At 37.5% G+C, this 16,086-nt stretch carries 14 protein-coding genes and 1 pseudogene; 7 read left to right on the top strand and 8 right to left on the bottom strand.

Features of this window, described 5'->3' with window-relative positions; all coding sequences use genetic code 11:
* Nucleotides 1-90: 90 nt before the first annotated feature.
* From AO843_RS08040 to AO843_RS08020, 5 genes and pseudogenes are all read left to right on the top strand, one after another.
* A pseudogene (locus AO843_RS08040) lies at nt 91-857 on the top strand (TSUP family transporter).
* Between the two features lie 155 nt (nt 858-1,012).
* Nucleotides 1,013-1,531 carry a sigma-70 family RNA polymerase sigma factor gene (locus AO843_RS08035; protein WP_054610600.1) on the top strand — a complete coding sequence of 173 codons (519 nt, stop codon included), beginning with the start codon at nt 1,013-1,015 and terminating at the stop codon, nt 1,529-1,531.
* Nucleotides 1,524-2,417: an anti-sigma-V factor RsiV gene (locus AO843_RS08030; protein WP_054610599.1), complete on the top strand. Its 894-nt coding sequence runs from the start codon at nt 1,524-1,526 to the stop codon at nt 2,415-2,417. Before AO843_RS08035 ends, AO843_RS08030 begins: the two co-directional genes overlap by 8 nt.
* 145 nt (nt 2,418-2,562) lie before the next feature.
* Nucleotides 2,563-3,687: a GerAB/ArcD/ProY family transporter gene (locus AO843_RS08025; protein ID WP_054610598.1), complete on the top strand. Its 1,125-nt coding sequence runs from the start codon at nt 2,563-2,565 to the stop codon at nt 3,685-3,687.
* Complete coding sequence (locus AO843_RS08020) at nt 3,687-5,168, top strand: spore germination protein (protein ID WP_054610597.1); 1,482 nt, start codon at nt 3,687-3,689, stop codon at nt 5,166-5,168. The genes AO843_RS08025 and AO843_RS08020 overlap by 1 nt, the downstream gene beginning before the upstream one ends.
* Before the next feature lie 38 nt (nt 5,169-5,206).
* Here AO843_RS08020 and AO843_RS08015 read toward each other — a convergent pair whose 3' ends face one another.
* The gene (locus AO843_RS08015; protein WP_054610596.1) at nt 5,207-5,626 is read right to left on the bottom strand and encodes an SRPBCC family protein; all 420 of its coding nucleotides are present in this window, start codon (nt 5,624-5,626) and stop codon (nt 5,207-5,209) included.
* Between the two features lie 172 nt (nt 5,627-5,798).
* Entirely contained in the window at nt 5,799-7,559 is a 1,761-nt protein-coding gene (locus AO843_RS08010; protein ID WP_054610595.1) for an ABC transporter ATP-binding protein, read from the bottom strand.
* A gap of 415 nt (nt 7,560-7,974) precedes the next feature.
* On the opposite strand from AO843_RS08010, the gene AO843_RS08005 reads away from it, so the two are divergent.
* Both AO843_RS08005 and AO843_RS08000 read left to right on the top strand, forming a co-directional pair.
* Entirely contained in the window at nt 7,975-8,736 is a 762-nt protein-coding gene (locus AO843_RS08005) for a TerC family protein (RefSeq protein WP_054610594.1), read from the top strand.
* 555 nt (nt 8,737-9,291) lie between these two features.
* Nucleotides 9,292-9,801 (top strand): ferritin, encoded by a 510-nt coding sequence (locus tag AO843_RS08000; protein ID WP_054610593.1) that lies wholly within the window; start codon nt 9,292-9,294, stop codon nt 9,799-9,801.
* Between the two features lie 111 nt (nt 9,802-9,912).
* Here the strand turns inward: AO843_RS08000 and AO843_RS24505 are convergent, their stop codons facing one another.
* From AO843_RS24505 to AO843_RS07975, 6 genes are all read right to left on the bottom strand, one after another.
* Nucleotides 9,913-10,059 carry an RNA polymerase sigma factor gene (locus tag AO843_RS24505; protein WP_156313944.1) on the bottom strand — a complete coding sequence of 49 codons (147 nt, stop codon included), beginning with the start codon at nt 10,057-10,059 and terminating at the stop codon, nt 9,913-9,915.
* Between the two features lie 114 nt (nt 10,060-10,173).
* Nucleotides 10,174-11,346 carry an iron-containing alcohol dehydrogenase gene (locus AO843_RS07995; protein ID WP_054610592.1) on the bottom strand — a complete coding sequence of 391 codons (1,173 nt, stop codon included), beginning with the start codon at nt 11,344-11,346 and terminating at the stop codon, nt 10,174-10,176.
* A gap of 17 nt (nt 11,347-11,363) precedes the next feature.
* Complete coding sequence (locus AO843_RS07990; RefSeq protein WP_054610591.1) at nt 11,364-12,209, bottom strand: AhlS family quorum-quenching N-acyl homoserine lactonase; 846 nt, start codon at nt 12,207-12,209, stop codon at nt 11,364-11,366.
* A gap of 21 nt (nt 12,210-12,230) precedes the next feature.
* A complete protein-coding gene (locus AO843_RS07985; RefSeq protein ID WP_054610590.1) occupies nt 12,231-13,652 on the bottom strand; it encodes an aldehyde dehydrogenase family protein in 1,422 nt (473 codons plus the stop codon).
* Between the two features lie 94 nt (nt 13,653-13,746).
* Nucleotides 13,747-14,745 carry a LacI family DNA-binding transcriptional regulator gene (locus AO843_RS07980; RefSeq protein ID WP_054610589.1) on the bottom strand — a complete coding sequence of 333 codons (999 nt, stop codon included), beginning with the start codon at nt 14,743-14,745 and terminating at the stop codon, nt 13,747-13,749.
* 56 nt (nt 14,746-14,801) lie between these two features.
* Nucleotides 14,802-16,037, bottom strand: coding sequence for an RtcB family protein (locus AO843_RS07975; RefSeq protein WP_054610588.1), 1,236 nt, complete (start codon nt 16,035-16,037; stop codon nt 14,802-14,804).
* Nucleotides 16,038-16,086: the final 49 nt, after the last annotated feature.

Here is a 16,086-nt window from a genome sequence, read left to right as displayed (position 1 = left end):
CAAGAGTCACAAAATTATTTGTAGAGTATTTACAGCCTATCTTCAGTTCGCTACTATCAGATTATTACAATAGAAAAGAGATGACCTGTTGTGCCTTTTGATTTAGATCTAAATATACTAGTAATTCTTATTCTTTTTGGTTTTTTAGCAGCATTTATTGATTCGGTTGTTGGCGGAGGTGGGCTTATTTCTTTACCAGCACTCATGTTTGTAGGTCTCCCTCCTTCTACAGCTGTAGCAACCAATAAATTAGCAGGTACGATGGGGTCGTTCACGAGCACTTTGACATTTTATCGCTCTGGCAAGCTTGATATTAAAGCCGTCTATAAGCTATTTCCATTAATCTTTTTGGGCTCCATGCTCGGAGCGTGGATGTCCACTTAATGGACCCTAGTGTCCTAAAGCCACTGATGCTGATAATGCTTGCTGCCGTAGCTATCTATACGATCTTCAAAAAAGATTGGGGAAGCATCACTACCTATAAAAAGTTAACACCAAAACGTTATCTATTTTTTGTGGTGGCCATCACACTCATTGGTTTTTATGATGGTTTCTTAGGTCCAGGTACAGGTTCATTTTTACTCTTTGCTTTTCTTATGGTTGGTTTCGATTTTTTACAATCGGCAGGTAATGCGAAATTTTTAAATTTCGGTAGTAATATTGCCGCCCTTATTATGTTTATATACTTAGGGCAAATCAATTATGCCTATGGTTTATCAATGGGAATTGCCCAAATTGCGGGGGCCATTGTGGGCTCAAAATTTGCGATTAAACGTGGTAGCAGTTATGTACGTAAATTATTTATCATTGTGACCATTCTATTACTCTTGAAAAATACATATGACTATTTCTCCTAATCATCTGTTATTCTGACGTATGCTAACACTATAGAAGGATAAAACTTATCTCATATTGGGGTAAGTTTTTTTAATAGCATCAACTTTTTCCCTCTCTTCGTACGTCTAGTAAGTGTATACAATTTGACAATGTAAAAAAAGGAGCTTCTTTGGACATGAAAACAAGAAATGCATTTCAACATGAAGAGGTGTTTGTCCAATTCATTCGGGAACAAAAAGAGCGTTTTTATTTGCTCGCGTATAGCTATACAAAAAATGAACAGGACGCACTAGATGTTGTACAGGACAGTATTCAAAAAGCCATGCTGTCATTAGATCGACTTGAAAATGTTGACTATATGAAAAGCTGGTTTTACAAAATAGTCGTTCGTACAGCCATTGATTTTTTACGAAAACACAAACGATTACAAGTAACTGATGATGATACTTTGCAATATTTAACCCCTGCTCAAGAGGATGTCTATGAAAACGTCGACTTAGAGCATGCATTGGATGAACTCCCGCAAATGTATCGAGAGGTTGTGATTCTCCATTATTTTGAGGACTTAAAGCTCGCAGATGTTGCGAATATCCTCGATATTAAGTTAAGTACAGCCAAATCGCGTCTTTATAAAGCATTAAAACTATTGAAAATACAATTGGAAGATGTGAAGGGAGAATCTGCACATGGATAAAAAATTACAAGATTTAGAAAAACAATATACGGAAGTTTCGATTCCTAAGGAATTAGACTTTGTGGTAGAACGCGCATTGAAGCAAGGTCGAAAAAAGAGAAAAAACCGTGCGCCTCAATGGTTGCTTGGTTCGGCAGCTGCAGCTATTCTATTTACTGCTAGTTTAAATGTGAGCCCAGCAATGGCTCGAACACTGTCAGACATTCCTGTTGTAGGAAGTGTTGTCAAAGTATTAACTTGGACAGAATATGAGGTTGCAGAAGATAATTATGATGCCAACATTAAAGTGCCTTCTATTGAAAATTTAGACAATCAAGATCTTGCGAATACATTAAATGATAAGTATCGTGCGGAAGGGAAAGCCCTCTACGATGAATTTATCACTGAAGTGGGTGATTTAAAGGCTAATGGTATTGGTGGTCATTTAGGTGTTGATAGTGGCTTTGAAATTAAAACAGATAATGACCAAATCTTATCGATTGGTCGTTATGTGGTGAATACTGTCGGTTCTTCCTCCACTGTAATGGAATACGATACCATTGATAAAGAAAACGAAATTTTAATTACATTACCTATGCTCTTTAAAGATAAGCATTATATTGAAGCCATTAGTGAAAATATTAAGGAGCAAATGCGTACGCAAATTGCCGAATCCAATCAGGATAAAGTCTATTGGGTGAAAGGTGCTGGCATGGCTGATGAAGATTTGATGGAAGAATTTACAGCCATTCAACCTGATCAGCAATTCTATATTTCAGATAAAGGTAAGCTTGTGATTTCTTTTGATAAATATGAAGTAGCACCAGGTTTTATGGGCGTTGTGGAATTTGAAATCCCAACTGATGTCTTAAAAGAGGATCTTGTTAGCACGAAATATATTCATTAAATAAATTTCAAATAACGAGGTATTTGACGATTGAATCATCAAATACCTCGTTTTTTTTCGTGGAGGTCATACCATTTTCTGCTTATAAAGCTAATCTTTTTTGTCTAAGCTAATATGTATCAATCAATGTTAGAGGGTTTTCATCATGAAAGGTGTAGGATCAATCAGTATTTTACATGTAATCTTCCTATCAATGACCGTTATTGGCTTAAAAAACCATGTAACTATTATTCCTCCTCTGCTAGATGCAGCCAAAAGAGATGGTTGGCTATCTGTACTATTTGCTGGGGGTATTATTTTCTTTTGGTTGTTTCTGTTAGTTTACATTCAAAAGAAGTCGAAACAGGAACCCATTCGAGACTGGTTACACGAAAAAATGGGGAAAATCGGCTCTTCTATCGTCATCTATATCATCGCTATTTTTTTAATGATCATAGCAGCTTTTACCATGGTTGAAACATTACAATGGGTAAATAGCACATTTTTACCACAAACGCCCGTCCTTATATTGTTATTTATTTATACCATCCTTTGCATTTTACTAGTGACAACTAGCTTACAGACCATTGTAATAGTCAATGTTTTTGTGTTATTCGGTGTTGTGATCCTTGGCTTTTTTGTCGCTTTTACCAATTTACAAGTAAAAGATTACAATTTGTTGCGCCCTTTTTTTGAGCATGGTTTTCAGCCCATCATACATGGTATGATTTTTCCAGCATCAGGGTTTATAGAGCTATTGTTGCTGTTATTTTTGCAGCATCAATTTAAAGAACGACTTCGTTGGTATCATTTTGCAATTATGCTGGCCATCTTAATTGGCCTTACATTAGGTCCGTTAATAGGGGCCATTACAGAATTCGGGCCAAGTGAAGCGTCTAAACAACGTTATCCTGCTTATGAAGAATGGGGATTAGTGACAATCGGACGCTATATTGAGCATCTTGACTTCTTCTCTATTTACCAATGGTTAACAGGAACTTTCGTTCGCGTTAGTTTCCTACTATATATTGTGGCAGATTTATTAAAAATGACGGGAGATCCGAAACGTATATGGCAAATGCTAGCTCCTCCCTTCTTCTTCATTTGTTTACCGTTAATTATGTTAAATGAAAGCTTATTTTTAAAGGTGAAAGGACATTATATATTAACTGCTTCTTTTGTTTTTTTATTAGCATTATCAATTTTTTTCATTGTCGTGGCTTTCTTATCGGATAAATCTTCTAAAAAGGGGAAAACTGAAAAACAAGACATGAAAAGTGGTGAATCATAATGTCTCAGCAGGAGCAGTCGATAGATCTAAATACAATAAAAAAACTATTTCAAAAATCCGCAGATATACAATTTCAGGAATTTACCTTTAACGAACAGAAAGTACAATTTATTACTTGTGATGCCATGATTGATCAACAAATGCTGAATGGAGTCATTATTCAGCGTATTCAGTATTTATATGATCATTTAGATGAAGTTCCGTTTGAAGAAAATATGATGAGGCATCTCCATATTCCAAGCCTTCAAAAGATTCAAGACAAGGAACAGCTGATTTCATCCGTCTATAGTGGTTTCCTGTTACTTTATTTTGAACAAAGTAATCTTTTATATGCTAGCAATATCGCTAAAAAACCTAATCGCAAGCCTGAAGAAACTCGTATGGAGGTTCTTGTTAAAGGGCCAAGGGATAACTTTATTGAAGATATTCGCGTCAATATCGCTTTAATTCGAAAACGTTTGCCGACGAATTCATTTTGTGTTGAAAAGGTGGAGCTTGGGAAACGATCGAAAACAACTGTAGCTATCCTGTATTTTGATGATATTGTGGACATGGACATTTTGCATGGTATAAAGAAGCAACTAGCAGCAGTCGATACAGATATCGTTTTTAGTGGGGATTTACTGATGGAACGCGTCAATAAAAATTCGAAGTTATTTCCAAAGTTCGATTATACAGGGCGACCCGATTATGCCGTTCAAGCATTAGCAAGGGGACGATTTGTTATTTTTGTAGATGGTGTCGCTTATGGCATTGTCACACCTGTGAATCTGTTCTTATTATTGAAATCTGCCGAAGATAATGAATATCCAATCATTTTTAGCTCTGTGGAACGAATATTACGGATAATCGGTATTCTTATAGGATTACTACTGCCTGCCTTTTGGCTTGCTTTAACGACCTATCATCAAAATCAATTACCATTACAGTTACTGGCGACCGTTGTGCAGGCCAAAGCTGGATTACCCCTCCCTTCTTCACTTGAAATGTTACTGATGCTTCTGATGTTTGAATTGTTCCGCGAAGCAGGCTTACGCCTTCCTTCTGTCATTGGTGGAACCATCAGTGTTGTAGGTGGAATCATTATCGGAGATGCTGCCATTCGAGCAGGTGTAACAAGCCCTGAAATGATTGTTGTCATCGCCATTTCTACCATTGCTTCATTTACATTGGTCAATCAATCGCTCGTTACATCGGTCAGTATATTACGCATTGCCTTTATCCTAGCTAGTGCCTTTTTGGGCTTGTTTGGCTTCTTTGTTTCTTTATATCTGACACTTCTTTACTTAAGTAATATTCGCATTTACGGTTATTCTTACCTGATCCTTGCGACAGATTTAAACTGGTCCACCATCAAAAAATCTATTTTCCGTCTATCACCCAAAGGTTATACGGAGCGCAATAAAGCCCTTGCTCCTCAGGATTCAACCCGTTCCGCCGATGCCCATAAAGATGAATATAATGAGCAAAAAAATAACTAGCATCCCCTCAACCGTTGAGGAGATGCTAATTTTTTTTGTTACAATTTTTGTATGCTATCCTTAATGGTCTCTAAAATATTTTCCCAATATCGTTTCATTTCTTCTCGATCTTGCTGATTGGCAAGATGTTCTTGATGAAAACTAATGGTCGTTTTATTATTTTCTTTGGATAGGATACGAATTTGTACGGTAGAAGGTCGTTGCCATTCTTCTTTATGCCAAGTAAGGCGAAGTTGATGCAGCGGTTTAACAATCCGAATTTCTCCAGTTCCAGTCATTGTATGGTACTGATGACCAGGCTCAAGAATAATATTGGCGCCTCCACCTAACCATACATTCAAACCTTCCTCAGCCGTAATAAGTGACCAAGCCTGTTGTTGTGATATTGCATACGTTCTTCTAACCCCTACTTGGTAACCAACTGTTTTCGTTTGTCCAATACTTTTTTGCTTGTCCATGCCTCAACCTCCATCTTTAATATGTAAATGTGATTTCTATTTCAATACTAATAATTCCTGCCTATTTAATAAATCCTTGTCATTCTTTCCATTTTTATAAGTATATGAAAATAGTAAAAGGCAGAAATGCTGTCACACATTTCTGCCTTTTGCTGATTCAAATGAACCTATTTTACGTTAGTTCAACATAATCATTTTGAATGCTTTCTTCGGTTTGTCCCTTACGAAATTGAATGTGATGGAGCTTCGCAAAGATACCGTTATGAGCCACTAACTCATCATAAGTCCCATCTTCCTCAATACCTTTTGGCGTCACCACCATTACACGGTCTGCGTTACGAATGGTTGCCAGTCGGTGGGCAATGACTAAAGTAGTACGATTTTCAGCTAGCTCTGTTAAAGATTGCTGAATGATCATCTCTGTTTCCGTATCTAAAGCAGAAGTCGCTTCGTCTAAAATTAAAATCGGCGGGTTTTTCAGGAACATACGAGCAATAGCTAATCGTTGTTTTTGACCACCTGATAATTTTAAGCCGCGTTCCCCAATTTGTGTATCATAACCATCAGGTAGCTCTGCGATAAATGCCTCTAAGTGGGCCTTTTTCGCTGCTTCTCGAATTTCCTCTTCACTTGCGTGTAGCTTTCCATAGGCAATGTTTTCACGAATTGTCCCTGTAAATAAAAAGACGTCTTGCTGTACGATACCGATTTGAGCACGTAATGAAGCCTGGGTCATATTACGAATATCAATACCATCAATAGAAATAGCACCTTCTGAAACCTCATAAAAGCGAGGAATTAACGAACAAATTGTCGTTTTACCAGCCCCCGAAGGACCAACAAAAGCAATGGTTTGTCCAGCTTTTACATCAAAGGAAATATCATTTAAAACCCGTTTCGATGAATCGTAATTAAAATGAACCTTATTGAAGGAAATATCACCATCTAAATGTTTAATAATCTTCGCATCCTCACGATCTTGAATTTCAGGTTCCTGCTCAATTAGTTCACGGAATCGCTTAAAGCCAGCCATTCCCTTTGGATAAAGCTCTAATAAAGCACTAATTTTATCAATAGGTTTAATGAGGACATTTGTATATAAGACAAAGCTCACAAGTTCCCCGTAAGATAATTTTCCATTAAAACTTAGCCATGCACCAACAACTAACACCATTAATGTGAGGAGACGTGTCATCATATAAATACTAGAGTGGGTACCAGCCATAATTTTATAGGCATATAATTTAGCAGTACGGAAAAATCCATTCTGCTCCTTAAAGCGTTTGATTTCAAAATCCTCATTTGTAAATGATTTCACGACGCGTACACCAGACACACTATCCTCTACACGTCCATTAACATCAGCAATTTTACCGTACATCGTTTTCCAAGCCTTGTTCATTTTAATATTACTAAATGTCACAAGCCATGTTAAAAATGGCACCATAATTGCTGAAATTAAAGCTAATGTTGGGTTCACATTAAACATAATGGCAAAGGCCCCAACAAAGGTCATAATCGCAATAAATAGATCCTCTGGTCCGTGATGGGCAAACTCACCAATATCAAATAAATCATTGGTGATGCGGCTCATAATATGACCAGTTTTAGTATTATCAAAGAAACGGAATGATTGCCTTTGTACATGCGTAAATAATTCTTGACGCATATCTGTCTCAATATTAATCCCCAATTTATGCCCTAAATAGTTCACGATAAAGTTCAAAAATGTACTTATTGCATAAACTAGCAGCAATAATACACTTACTTTCACAATCATACCCCAGTCACCTGTTGGTAATAGCTCATCGATAAACCACTGAACGGCTAATGGAAATGCGAGCTCTAAAACGGCTACAATGATTGCACTCGAAAAATCGATGACAAACAATCGTTTATGTGGTTTATAATAGGAAAAAAATTTTCTATACATGTTTGTCTCCTTTCTAAGTTGTAAAAATTTCGCCTATCTTTTAATAGTACCATTTGTGCAAACGTAACGGAAAAGTATTTTTTCTCCATAGTAGTATATTTTTATTTACTTTCATTTTGCCACATGCTATTATGGGTGTAAGAATTGAATAGCTTTTGACTTTATTGTCAAAGGGGAGTAGCTAGCAGATGCGACCGATGCATCTGATTCACATTCGTCATTACATGGTATTCTACCATCGGGTGTGATGGCATTTTTGTCTCACAGAATACTTCTGTGCAACGAACAGTAAATTGCTTAGCAAGACCTTTGCCTATTTTTTAGGCAGGGGTCTTTTTCTTTTGCTTAAAATTGGGAAGAATATGTTAGAAGCAAACCATTCATTTCTGTTCAACAATTAAAGGAGGAAATAAATTTGGAGGCAATTTTTTTAGAATACGCATGGGTACTCGTCGTATTAATCGTACTAGAAGGTTTGTTGGCAGCTGACAACGCAGTCGTAATGGCAGTTATGGTTAAGCATTTACCAAAAACGCAACAACAAAAAGCTTTATTGTATGGATTAGTGGGGGCATTTGTTTTCCGCTTTGCAGCACTATTCCTTATTACAACGCTCGTTAATTTCTGGCAAATTCAAGCAATAGGTGCTGCTTATCTATTGTTTATGTCTATTAAGCATATTTATGATTCACGGAAAGCATCGCAAAACTCCGAAGAAATTCAAGAGCCAAAAAAGCAATCAGGCTTCTGGATGACGGTTGTAAAAGTGGAACTAGCTGATATCGCGTTCGCGGTAGATTCTATTCTTGCAGCGGTTGCCATAGCAGTAACGCTACCACATATCGGCGATTTTGATATCGGTGGCATTAACGGAGGACAATTCGCGGTTATGTTCTTAGGTGGTATTATCGGTGTCATCATGATGCGATTCGCGGCTCGTTGGTTTGTGAAAGTCCTTGATAAATTCCCTTCACTTGAAACAGCTGCCTTCCTGATCGTTGGTTGGGTTGGTGTAAAATTAGCAGTGTTAACATTGGCACATGAAAAATTAGGGGTCATCCCACACGAGTTTCCACACTCAACTATTTGGAAAGCTACATTCTGGATTGTCTTAGTGGCAATTGCACTGGGTGGCTACTTAGTTGGCGTTAAAAATCAAAAAACTCAGGAACAATAATAATGAGGAAAAAAATCGCTACGACCTATGTCGAAGCGATTTTTTCTAATCATGGAAGCTCTGTTGCTAATGTAAGAATTCATTTCACAAGAAAACCGAACTAACCAACGAACATTGCTTTAGATTTTCTTTGAAAAGGTCGATTTCGAACCCATTATTACAGGTGCAAAGTTAGGCCACTTTTAAAATTGAGTTAGCACATCATAACCAATGATTTACATAAGCAACTAATCCTACAAACGCTCCTACTCCCATACCAATAAAAACAGGCAAAACAAAACTTGATTTCTTTGCTATCTCCCTAGTTTGTCCCATCAACATCCTCCTATCTAAGCACTTGTCTATAAACTATACGGAAAAAATAGGAAAATGTTTCAAAATTCTTATTTTTTCAGTTGTCGAGACTAACTACTAAAAGTATAAATTTTCTAATTGAGAACGAATATCAATTATTTTTTGCGCATTTTACCCTGAAATTTAAAATTTTTGTATGAAGAACCTTTAACACTGTATACTAGTGAGGAAGGTATTTACTGCAAAAGGAGGAAAACTTTTATGTTATCTGAAAAACTACACACAGCACTCAACGACCAAATGAATTTTGAATTTTACTCGGCTCATGCTTACATGGCAATGGCGGCCTATTGCACTGATCAAGATTATGATGGCTTCGCTAACTTCTTTTTAGTCCAAGCTGAAGAAGAACGCTTCCACGCTATGAAATTTTATAATTTCTTAAGTGATATGGGCTACCGTGCAACAATCCAAGGCTTTGAAAGCCCAGGCAATCATTTTGAATCGATTTTAGATGCCTTTAAAACGGCCCTATCGCATGAAAAAGAAGTAACACGACGCATCTACAATTTATCAGACATTGCTTTAGATGAGCGTGAGCATGCGACAATGGCATTCTTAAAATGGTTTATTGATGAGCAAGTAGAGGAAGAATCAACTTTCGATACATTAATCCGTAAAATTGAACGTATTGAAAATGACTCCAACGCTATCTTTATGCTAGATGCAGAATTAGCTACGCGTACATTTACGCCTGATGCTGAAGCATAAAACATAGTTTTAAATTATATCATGACAAAAGCAACGAAGTTTCATCATAGAAGCTTCGTTGCTTTATTTTTAAAATTCGAACAAGCTACAATCCAAAATAAGCTGGTTCTTTTAAAGAATATTTCTTTTTAAACTTCGATAGGTAGCTTCTTGTACTGCTTCAATAGCATCATGCTCATTTTTTAAATAGGCAAAGGCCATTCGATACATGGTCTGTTCATAATGCTTAAGTAAATGTAAAAAGTCTTGTTCATCCATCTTTCTCGCTCCTTCTACATATTAGACTGTTGAAATGACAGTATCGTTCATTTTAATTTTAGATTCCTTCATAAAAAAAAGAGAAACGTTAAAAATCAACGTTTCTCATCTCACTTAAGGTTCACGGACCTCGCCATCAAAGGCAGCTTGATATATTTGATAAATATCATCTCGCTCTAATGGCATTGGACTACGAGCTAAAATTCTTGTTTGCTTTGTTGCATCATCTGTTAATTGTTCCAAGGCTTCTTCTCGTATATTAAATCCCTTTAATGTTGAAGGAATATTAACATCTTGAACGAGTTGTTGTAATGCGTCAACACATTTATAGGAAGCCTCCTCTTGCGATAAATAAACAGATGATATACCCATTGCATCTAAAATATCTTTCATACGTTTTTCACAGCTTTGACGAATATACCCCATGACATATGGTAATAACACTGCGTTGGAATCGCCATGCGCTATATGGAATTGACCTCCCAATGGATAGGCTAGAGCATGAACACCTGCTACGCCAGCATTAAAGAAGGCCAAGCCAGCTAAATAACTACCATAGCTCATATCTGAACGGGCTTGCTTATTTTGCCCTTCCTGCACAGCTGTGCGAATAGAGCCACTGATTAAGCGAATTGCCTGTAGTGCAAGGGCATCGGTTACTTCATTTGCATTGATTGAAACATATGCCTCAATTGCATGTGTTAAGGCATCTACGCCCGTTGCAGCTGTTATTTTTGGTGGTAATGAAATTGTTAGCTCTGGGTCTACAATAGCAATATCCGCCAATAAGTAGTCATGTGTCACAACGTCTTTTGTTGTTTCGAGTGATAGCACAGAAATATTTGTCACTTCTGAGCCTGTTCCAGATGTAGTGGGGATTAAAATTTTGGGTAATCCTTTTTGTTCAAGTGTTTTTGTACCTGTTAAATTTAAGTAATCCGCTACCTTCCCATCATGTACTGCTAAAACGGCAGCAAGCTTTGCTAAATCTAGAGCACTTCCGCCACCTAAGCCGATGACTAGATCAAAGTGATACTTTCTAGTAAAGTCAACTAGCTTTTCACCAATAGCAAGTGGTGGCTCTGGGGCAATATCTGTATAAATCGTAGTCGCATATCCTTTTGAAAGCAAGGGTTGTTGAATTTTATCTGTTAACCCTAATTCTTTTAAAAATGGATCTGTGACAATTAAAATATTTGTAGCTTTCAATCTTTCTACTTCAGGTAGAAGCTGATTTAAACATCCCCAGCCAGTATAACTTGCAGGCGTAAAGGTTAATTTATGCATGGCTTCTCTACTCCTATCTATTCATAATAACCTTCTGTTGATTTTCTAAATGATTTAAACTGGACAGGATCATGACCAAACCAAACCTGTGAATTCGTTTCATTGGCAAATCGGCGAATTCGTTCAACAGTAGAATTATAGCCTACTGAATCATAAATAATGCCTGGTGGCTTGACAGGTGGGCCAAAGCTTTCTGCAGTGTAAATGGCGTCTGAAGCTAAAATAATACCACCCGTTTCAGGCATGTTAATATGCAGACCGAGCATACCCCAAGCATGGCCACTGCCAAAGTTTAATACTTGAATTCCATCTGCAAGCTTCACGTTATCTTCACCGCGTTTAATGAGGCGCCATTGTAGATTATTTTTAATCCACATATCAATGTCTCCCCAAATATAGGCACCATCTTTCACATTTCTTGCATAGGTTTGTAATGTTCCATTAAACTCATCTTCTTGCACAATAATCGTCGCATTAGTAAACAGTTCTAAGCAGCCTGCATGGTCGAGATGCAAATGGGAAGCCACTACATATTTGATATCTTCAGGACGAACATTTAATTCTTCTAATCGATGATGTAAATAGCATTCTTCTGGCATATTAATAGGGAACGCTTTTTGTGTAAATTCCCCCCAACGTCCATCAGGTCCCATAGCGTTTGGATTACACGCGGTATCAAATAGAATTTTACCCTCTGGATGATCAATTAGTACTGTATATACAGGGAATTCTACAAATTCATTTGGTTGATTTGGATGATCGATGGTAGCTGGATTATGCATGGCAATCATATAGTTTTTATCCATTCGCATCGTACCATTGTCCATCACATACAATTTTGGGTGTTGTTTGATGATCTTCATTTTTCCCATCTCCATTCATGATTATTGGTTATTCCAAATAACTAGCTTCATTTCCGTCATTTCTTCTACAGCGTATTTAATCCCCTCACGACCCGTACCACTTTCCTTCACACCGCCATAAGGCATATGATCTACTCGATAAGTAGGTACATCATTAATAATGACACCACCAACCTGTAAAGCTTTCGTAGCCTGAAAAGCTGTCTGAATAGAGGGTGTAAAAATGCCAGCCTGTAAGCCATAATGGGAATCATTAACGGCTTCAATTGCCTCCTGTATAGTTGATACTGAATTCACAAAAACCACTGGTGCAAAAATTTCTTCACATGATACTCTGCTATGTGATGATACGTTAGATAACACAGTTGGCAGTAAAACATGATGATCAATATGACCACCTGTAATTATTTTTGCCCCTTCAGCAATCGCTTCTTCAATCCATTGCTGGGCACGTTGTTGTTCTACTTCTGAAATCATCATTGCTATATCCGTTGTTTGCTCAAGAGGATCGCCAATGATAAGCTGTGCAACTTTTGCACTTAACTTTTCTAAAAACTCATTCAAAATACTTTCCATTACATAGATCCGTTGCAGGGAGATGCATACCTGACCTTGATTTGAAAATGCCCCCATCACAATTCGGTCCATAATCTGATCAAGTTGAACCCCTTCGTCAACAATTACCCCAGCATTTGAGCCTAATTCTAACGTTACCTTTTTTAAACCAGCACGATTTCGTAGTGAGATACCTACAGCAGGGCTTCCCGTAAATGTGATCATTTTTACATGAGGATGCGCTAAAAATACATCCCCTACTAATTTCCCTTGTCCAGTCACTAGATTAAATGCGCCTGCTGGTAAATTAGTTTGTGCCAATAATTTTGCTAGAAAATGAGCGGATAAAGCCGTTTGAGTAGCTGGCTTTAACACAATTGTATTGCCTGCAGCTAAAGCTGGGCCCACCTTATGCGCTACAAGATTTTGTGGAAAGTTAAATGGTGTAATAGCTGCAATAACACCAATTGGTTCTCGAATCGTATAGGCAAAGCGTCCTTCCCCATTTTTTGAAGCGTCCATCGGAATCATTTCGCCAGACAATCGTTTTGCTTCCTCTGCTGCAAATTTATAAGTTTCAATCGTACGATCAATTTCAGCATAGGAATACTTTAATGGTTTTGCTGATTCTAGTGAAATAATGCTAGCTGCTTCCTCACGATTTTCCAAAAACAATCTGGCTAGATGCTCCAATATTTCTGCCCGTTGAAAAGCGGTTAAGTTTGCCATACTCGCTGCAGCTGCATGTGCACTTTCAATGGCTTCTTGTACATCTTGTTCAGTGGCCATTGCAAAATGTGCAATCACCTCTTGTGAATACGGGGCTTGAACCTCCATATATTCAGCAGTCATCTTCCATTCTCCGTGAATCCATAAGCCCCTTTTCAAGACCTATCTCACTCCTTTCTTAATGGTTACGTATTCATTTCTGAAAATAAAGAAATGAATACGTAACCATTTTGGTGTAAAAAACAAACTGATGTTAAATCAGTTCATTTTTACACGTTGTATTTCTTGGGAAAAGTTTAACAGACTCTGTTTGCTGGATGCAAGTACTTTTTTTCTCCATGACCTCAAATAATTTTTCAATCGCTAAAAATCCCAAGTTTTCTTCTGCTGTTATACCTACTGTTGTCAAAGAAATGGAATGATGTTTACTAAGCTCAACATTATCAATGCCGATCACATTAAAATCCCTAGGAACTTGAAAGCCTCTCTCTAAACAAAGGTTCAATATTTCTATAGCGATTGCATCTGTTGCTGCACAAATTGCTGTAGGTCTTTTGTCAAGTTTTAGTAGTTCCTCAAAAGCACTTTCAATATCTTGCTTATTCGTATTGGTAAAAAAAGTAGGAACGGATTTAGCGTCTATTCCTTGTTCTTTTAATGCCCTTGCAAAACCCTGGTAGCGTCCATAAAATGTACTCATTTGATGTGGACCACCAATCCAGCATAGTGATTGATGCCCTAGAGACAAAACATGATTGGTCGCAAGATAACCTGCTTGCACATTATCAATTTCTACAAAGTGTCTATTTTCTTGATGCTTACGATTAAACATAATAAATGGGATTCCCAGTTTTTCTAATTTAAAAAATAAATCATCTTGATAGAGCATGGAAGATAAAATAATGGCATCTGCCTTCGTTTCTAGAACTGCATTATAGATCGAATGTAAATTATCTTCTGTGCCAAAATAGACGTTGACTTTATAGCCACGAGCATTGACATAATTAACAATTGCTGTTGTTGTATCAACAAAGAAAGGATTGTGTAAAGGCCCTGATATCAATGTGATAATGCCTGTTTTTTTCTGAACAAGCGATCTTGCTATATCATTAGGAATATAATTTAGTTCCTCAATCGCTTTCATCACTTTTTCAACTGTTTTTGGCTTTACTAACTCTGGTGTATTCAACACTCTTGACACGGTTGTTTGAGATACACCAGCATGTTTCGCCACGTCTTTCGAAGAGACCAAAAAACCACCCATTTCATCATTGTAAAGCTATATTATACCATTAATTGCATGAATGGTTATAGTGAGTTGGTTGATCCCCTTTTCTCATAGGGCTTTGCCGCTTCACTCGCTTTAAAATTGTAGACAGGTTTAATAACTTTTACAATATCCACCGTTTCTCCAATAACAGATGTAATTTCCGCCATTGGCTTATAGGCCATTGGTGCCTCGTCTAATGTTTCTTCATTGACTGATGTTGACCAAATCCCTTGCATTGTCTCTTTAAAATCTTCCATTTTCAATGCTTCTTTAGCGGCACGGCGTGAGAACATACGCCCTGCTCCATGTGGGGCAGAATAATTCCATTCAGCATTGCCTTTTCCTATACAAATAAGTGATCCATCTCGCATATTCAAAGGAATGACAAGCTTTTCTCCTTTATTGGCGCGAACTGCTCCCTTGCGAAGCGTCATTGTCTCTGTCTCAATATAGTTATGGATTGTATCAAATGTATCTGTCAGCTGCCAATCCATATGGTTTGCAATTGTTTCAGCAATCATCCAACGATTCATCTGCGCAAACTGCTGTGCAATTTTCATGTCATGAATATAGTCATGGAAATATTCACCCTCTAAATAGGCTAACGCTTTCGGAACCACCGGATGTTGTTCTTTATAGGCATGGATCATCGCTTGGATTTCCTTTTCTCGCCCTTGCTGTTTATAGTCCTCTATTTTTCTAGTCAAATCTTGCTGACGTAAATTTTCATATGCTCTTTTCTGGTGCCAATTAGCTACTTTTGCCCCTACATAACGTGAACCAGTATGAATCAGTAAATAGTGCTGATTTTCCTCATCTTTAGCCAATTCGATAAAATGATTGCCACCTCCAAGTGTCCCTAATGATAAATTAGTATACTCATCCTTGAAGCCACTTGCTCGAAACTGTTTACCTTCAAACGCTAAAAAATGTCGATCTGGCGATAGTTCCTTATGAATCTCTTGTCCGCTTGGTACATACGTTCGAATGATGGTATCGAGTTTCTCATAATCAACTGTCGAAACATCTAATTGCGCTACAAATACACCACATCCCACATCCACACCGACTAGGTTAGGTACAACCCGCTCCTGTAGATGAATGGTCGTGCCAATAACACAGCCTTTCCCCGCATGATAATCAGGCATTATACGTACCTTTGTACCTGCCATAAAGGCTTGATTGGTCAGTTCTTGAATTTGATCGATGGCTGATTGTAAGGCTGTTTCGGCATAAATTTTAGCATCCGTGTACTGTCCCTTAATTTCAATCATTTCTATCCCTCCTTACCATTTATACGTACAAATGGAATGATATGTTTCA

It is taken from the genome of Lysinibacillus sp. ZYM-1 (assembly GCF_001308875.1).
Classification (GTDB): Bacteria; Bacillota; Bacilli; order Bacillales_A; family Planococcaceae; genus Lysinibacillus.
The sequence above is the reverse complement of the archived record's forward strand: the minus strand, read 5'-3'. Positions and strand labels throughout refer to the sequence as shown.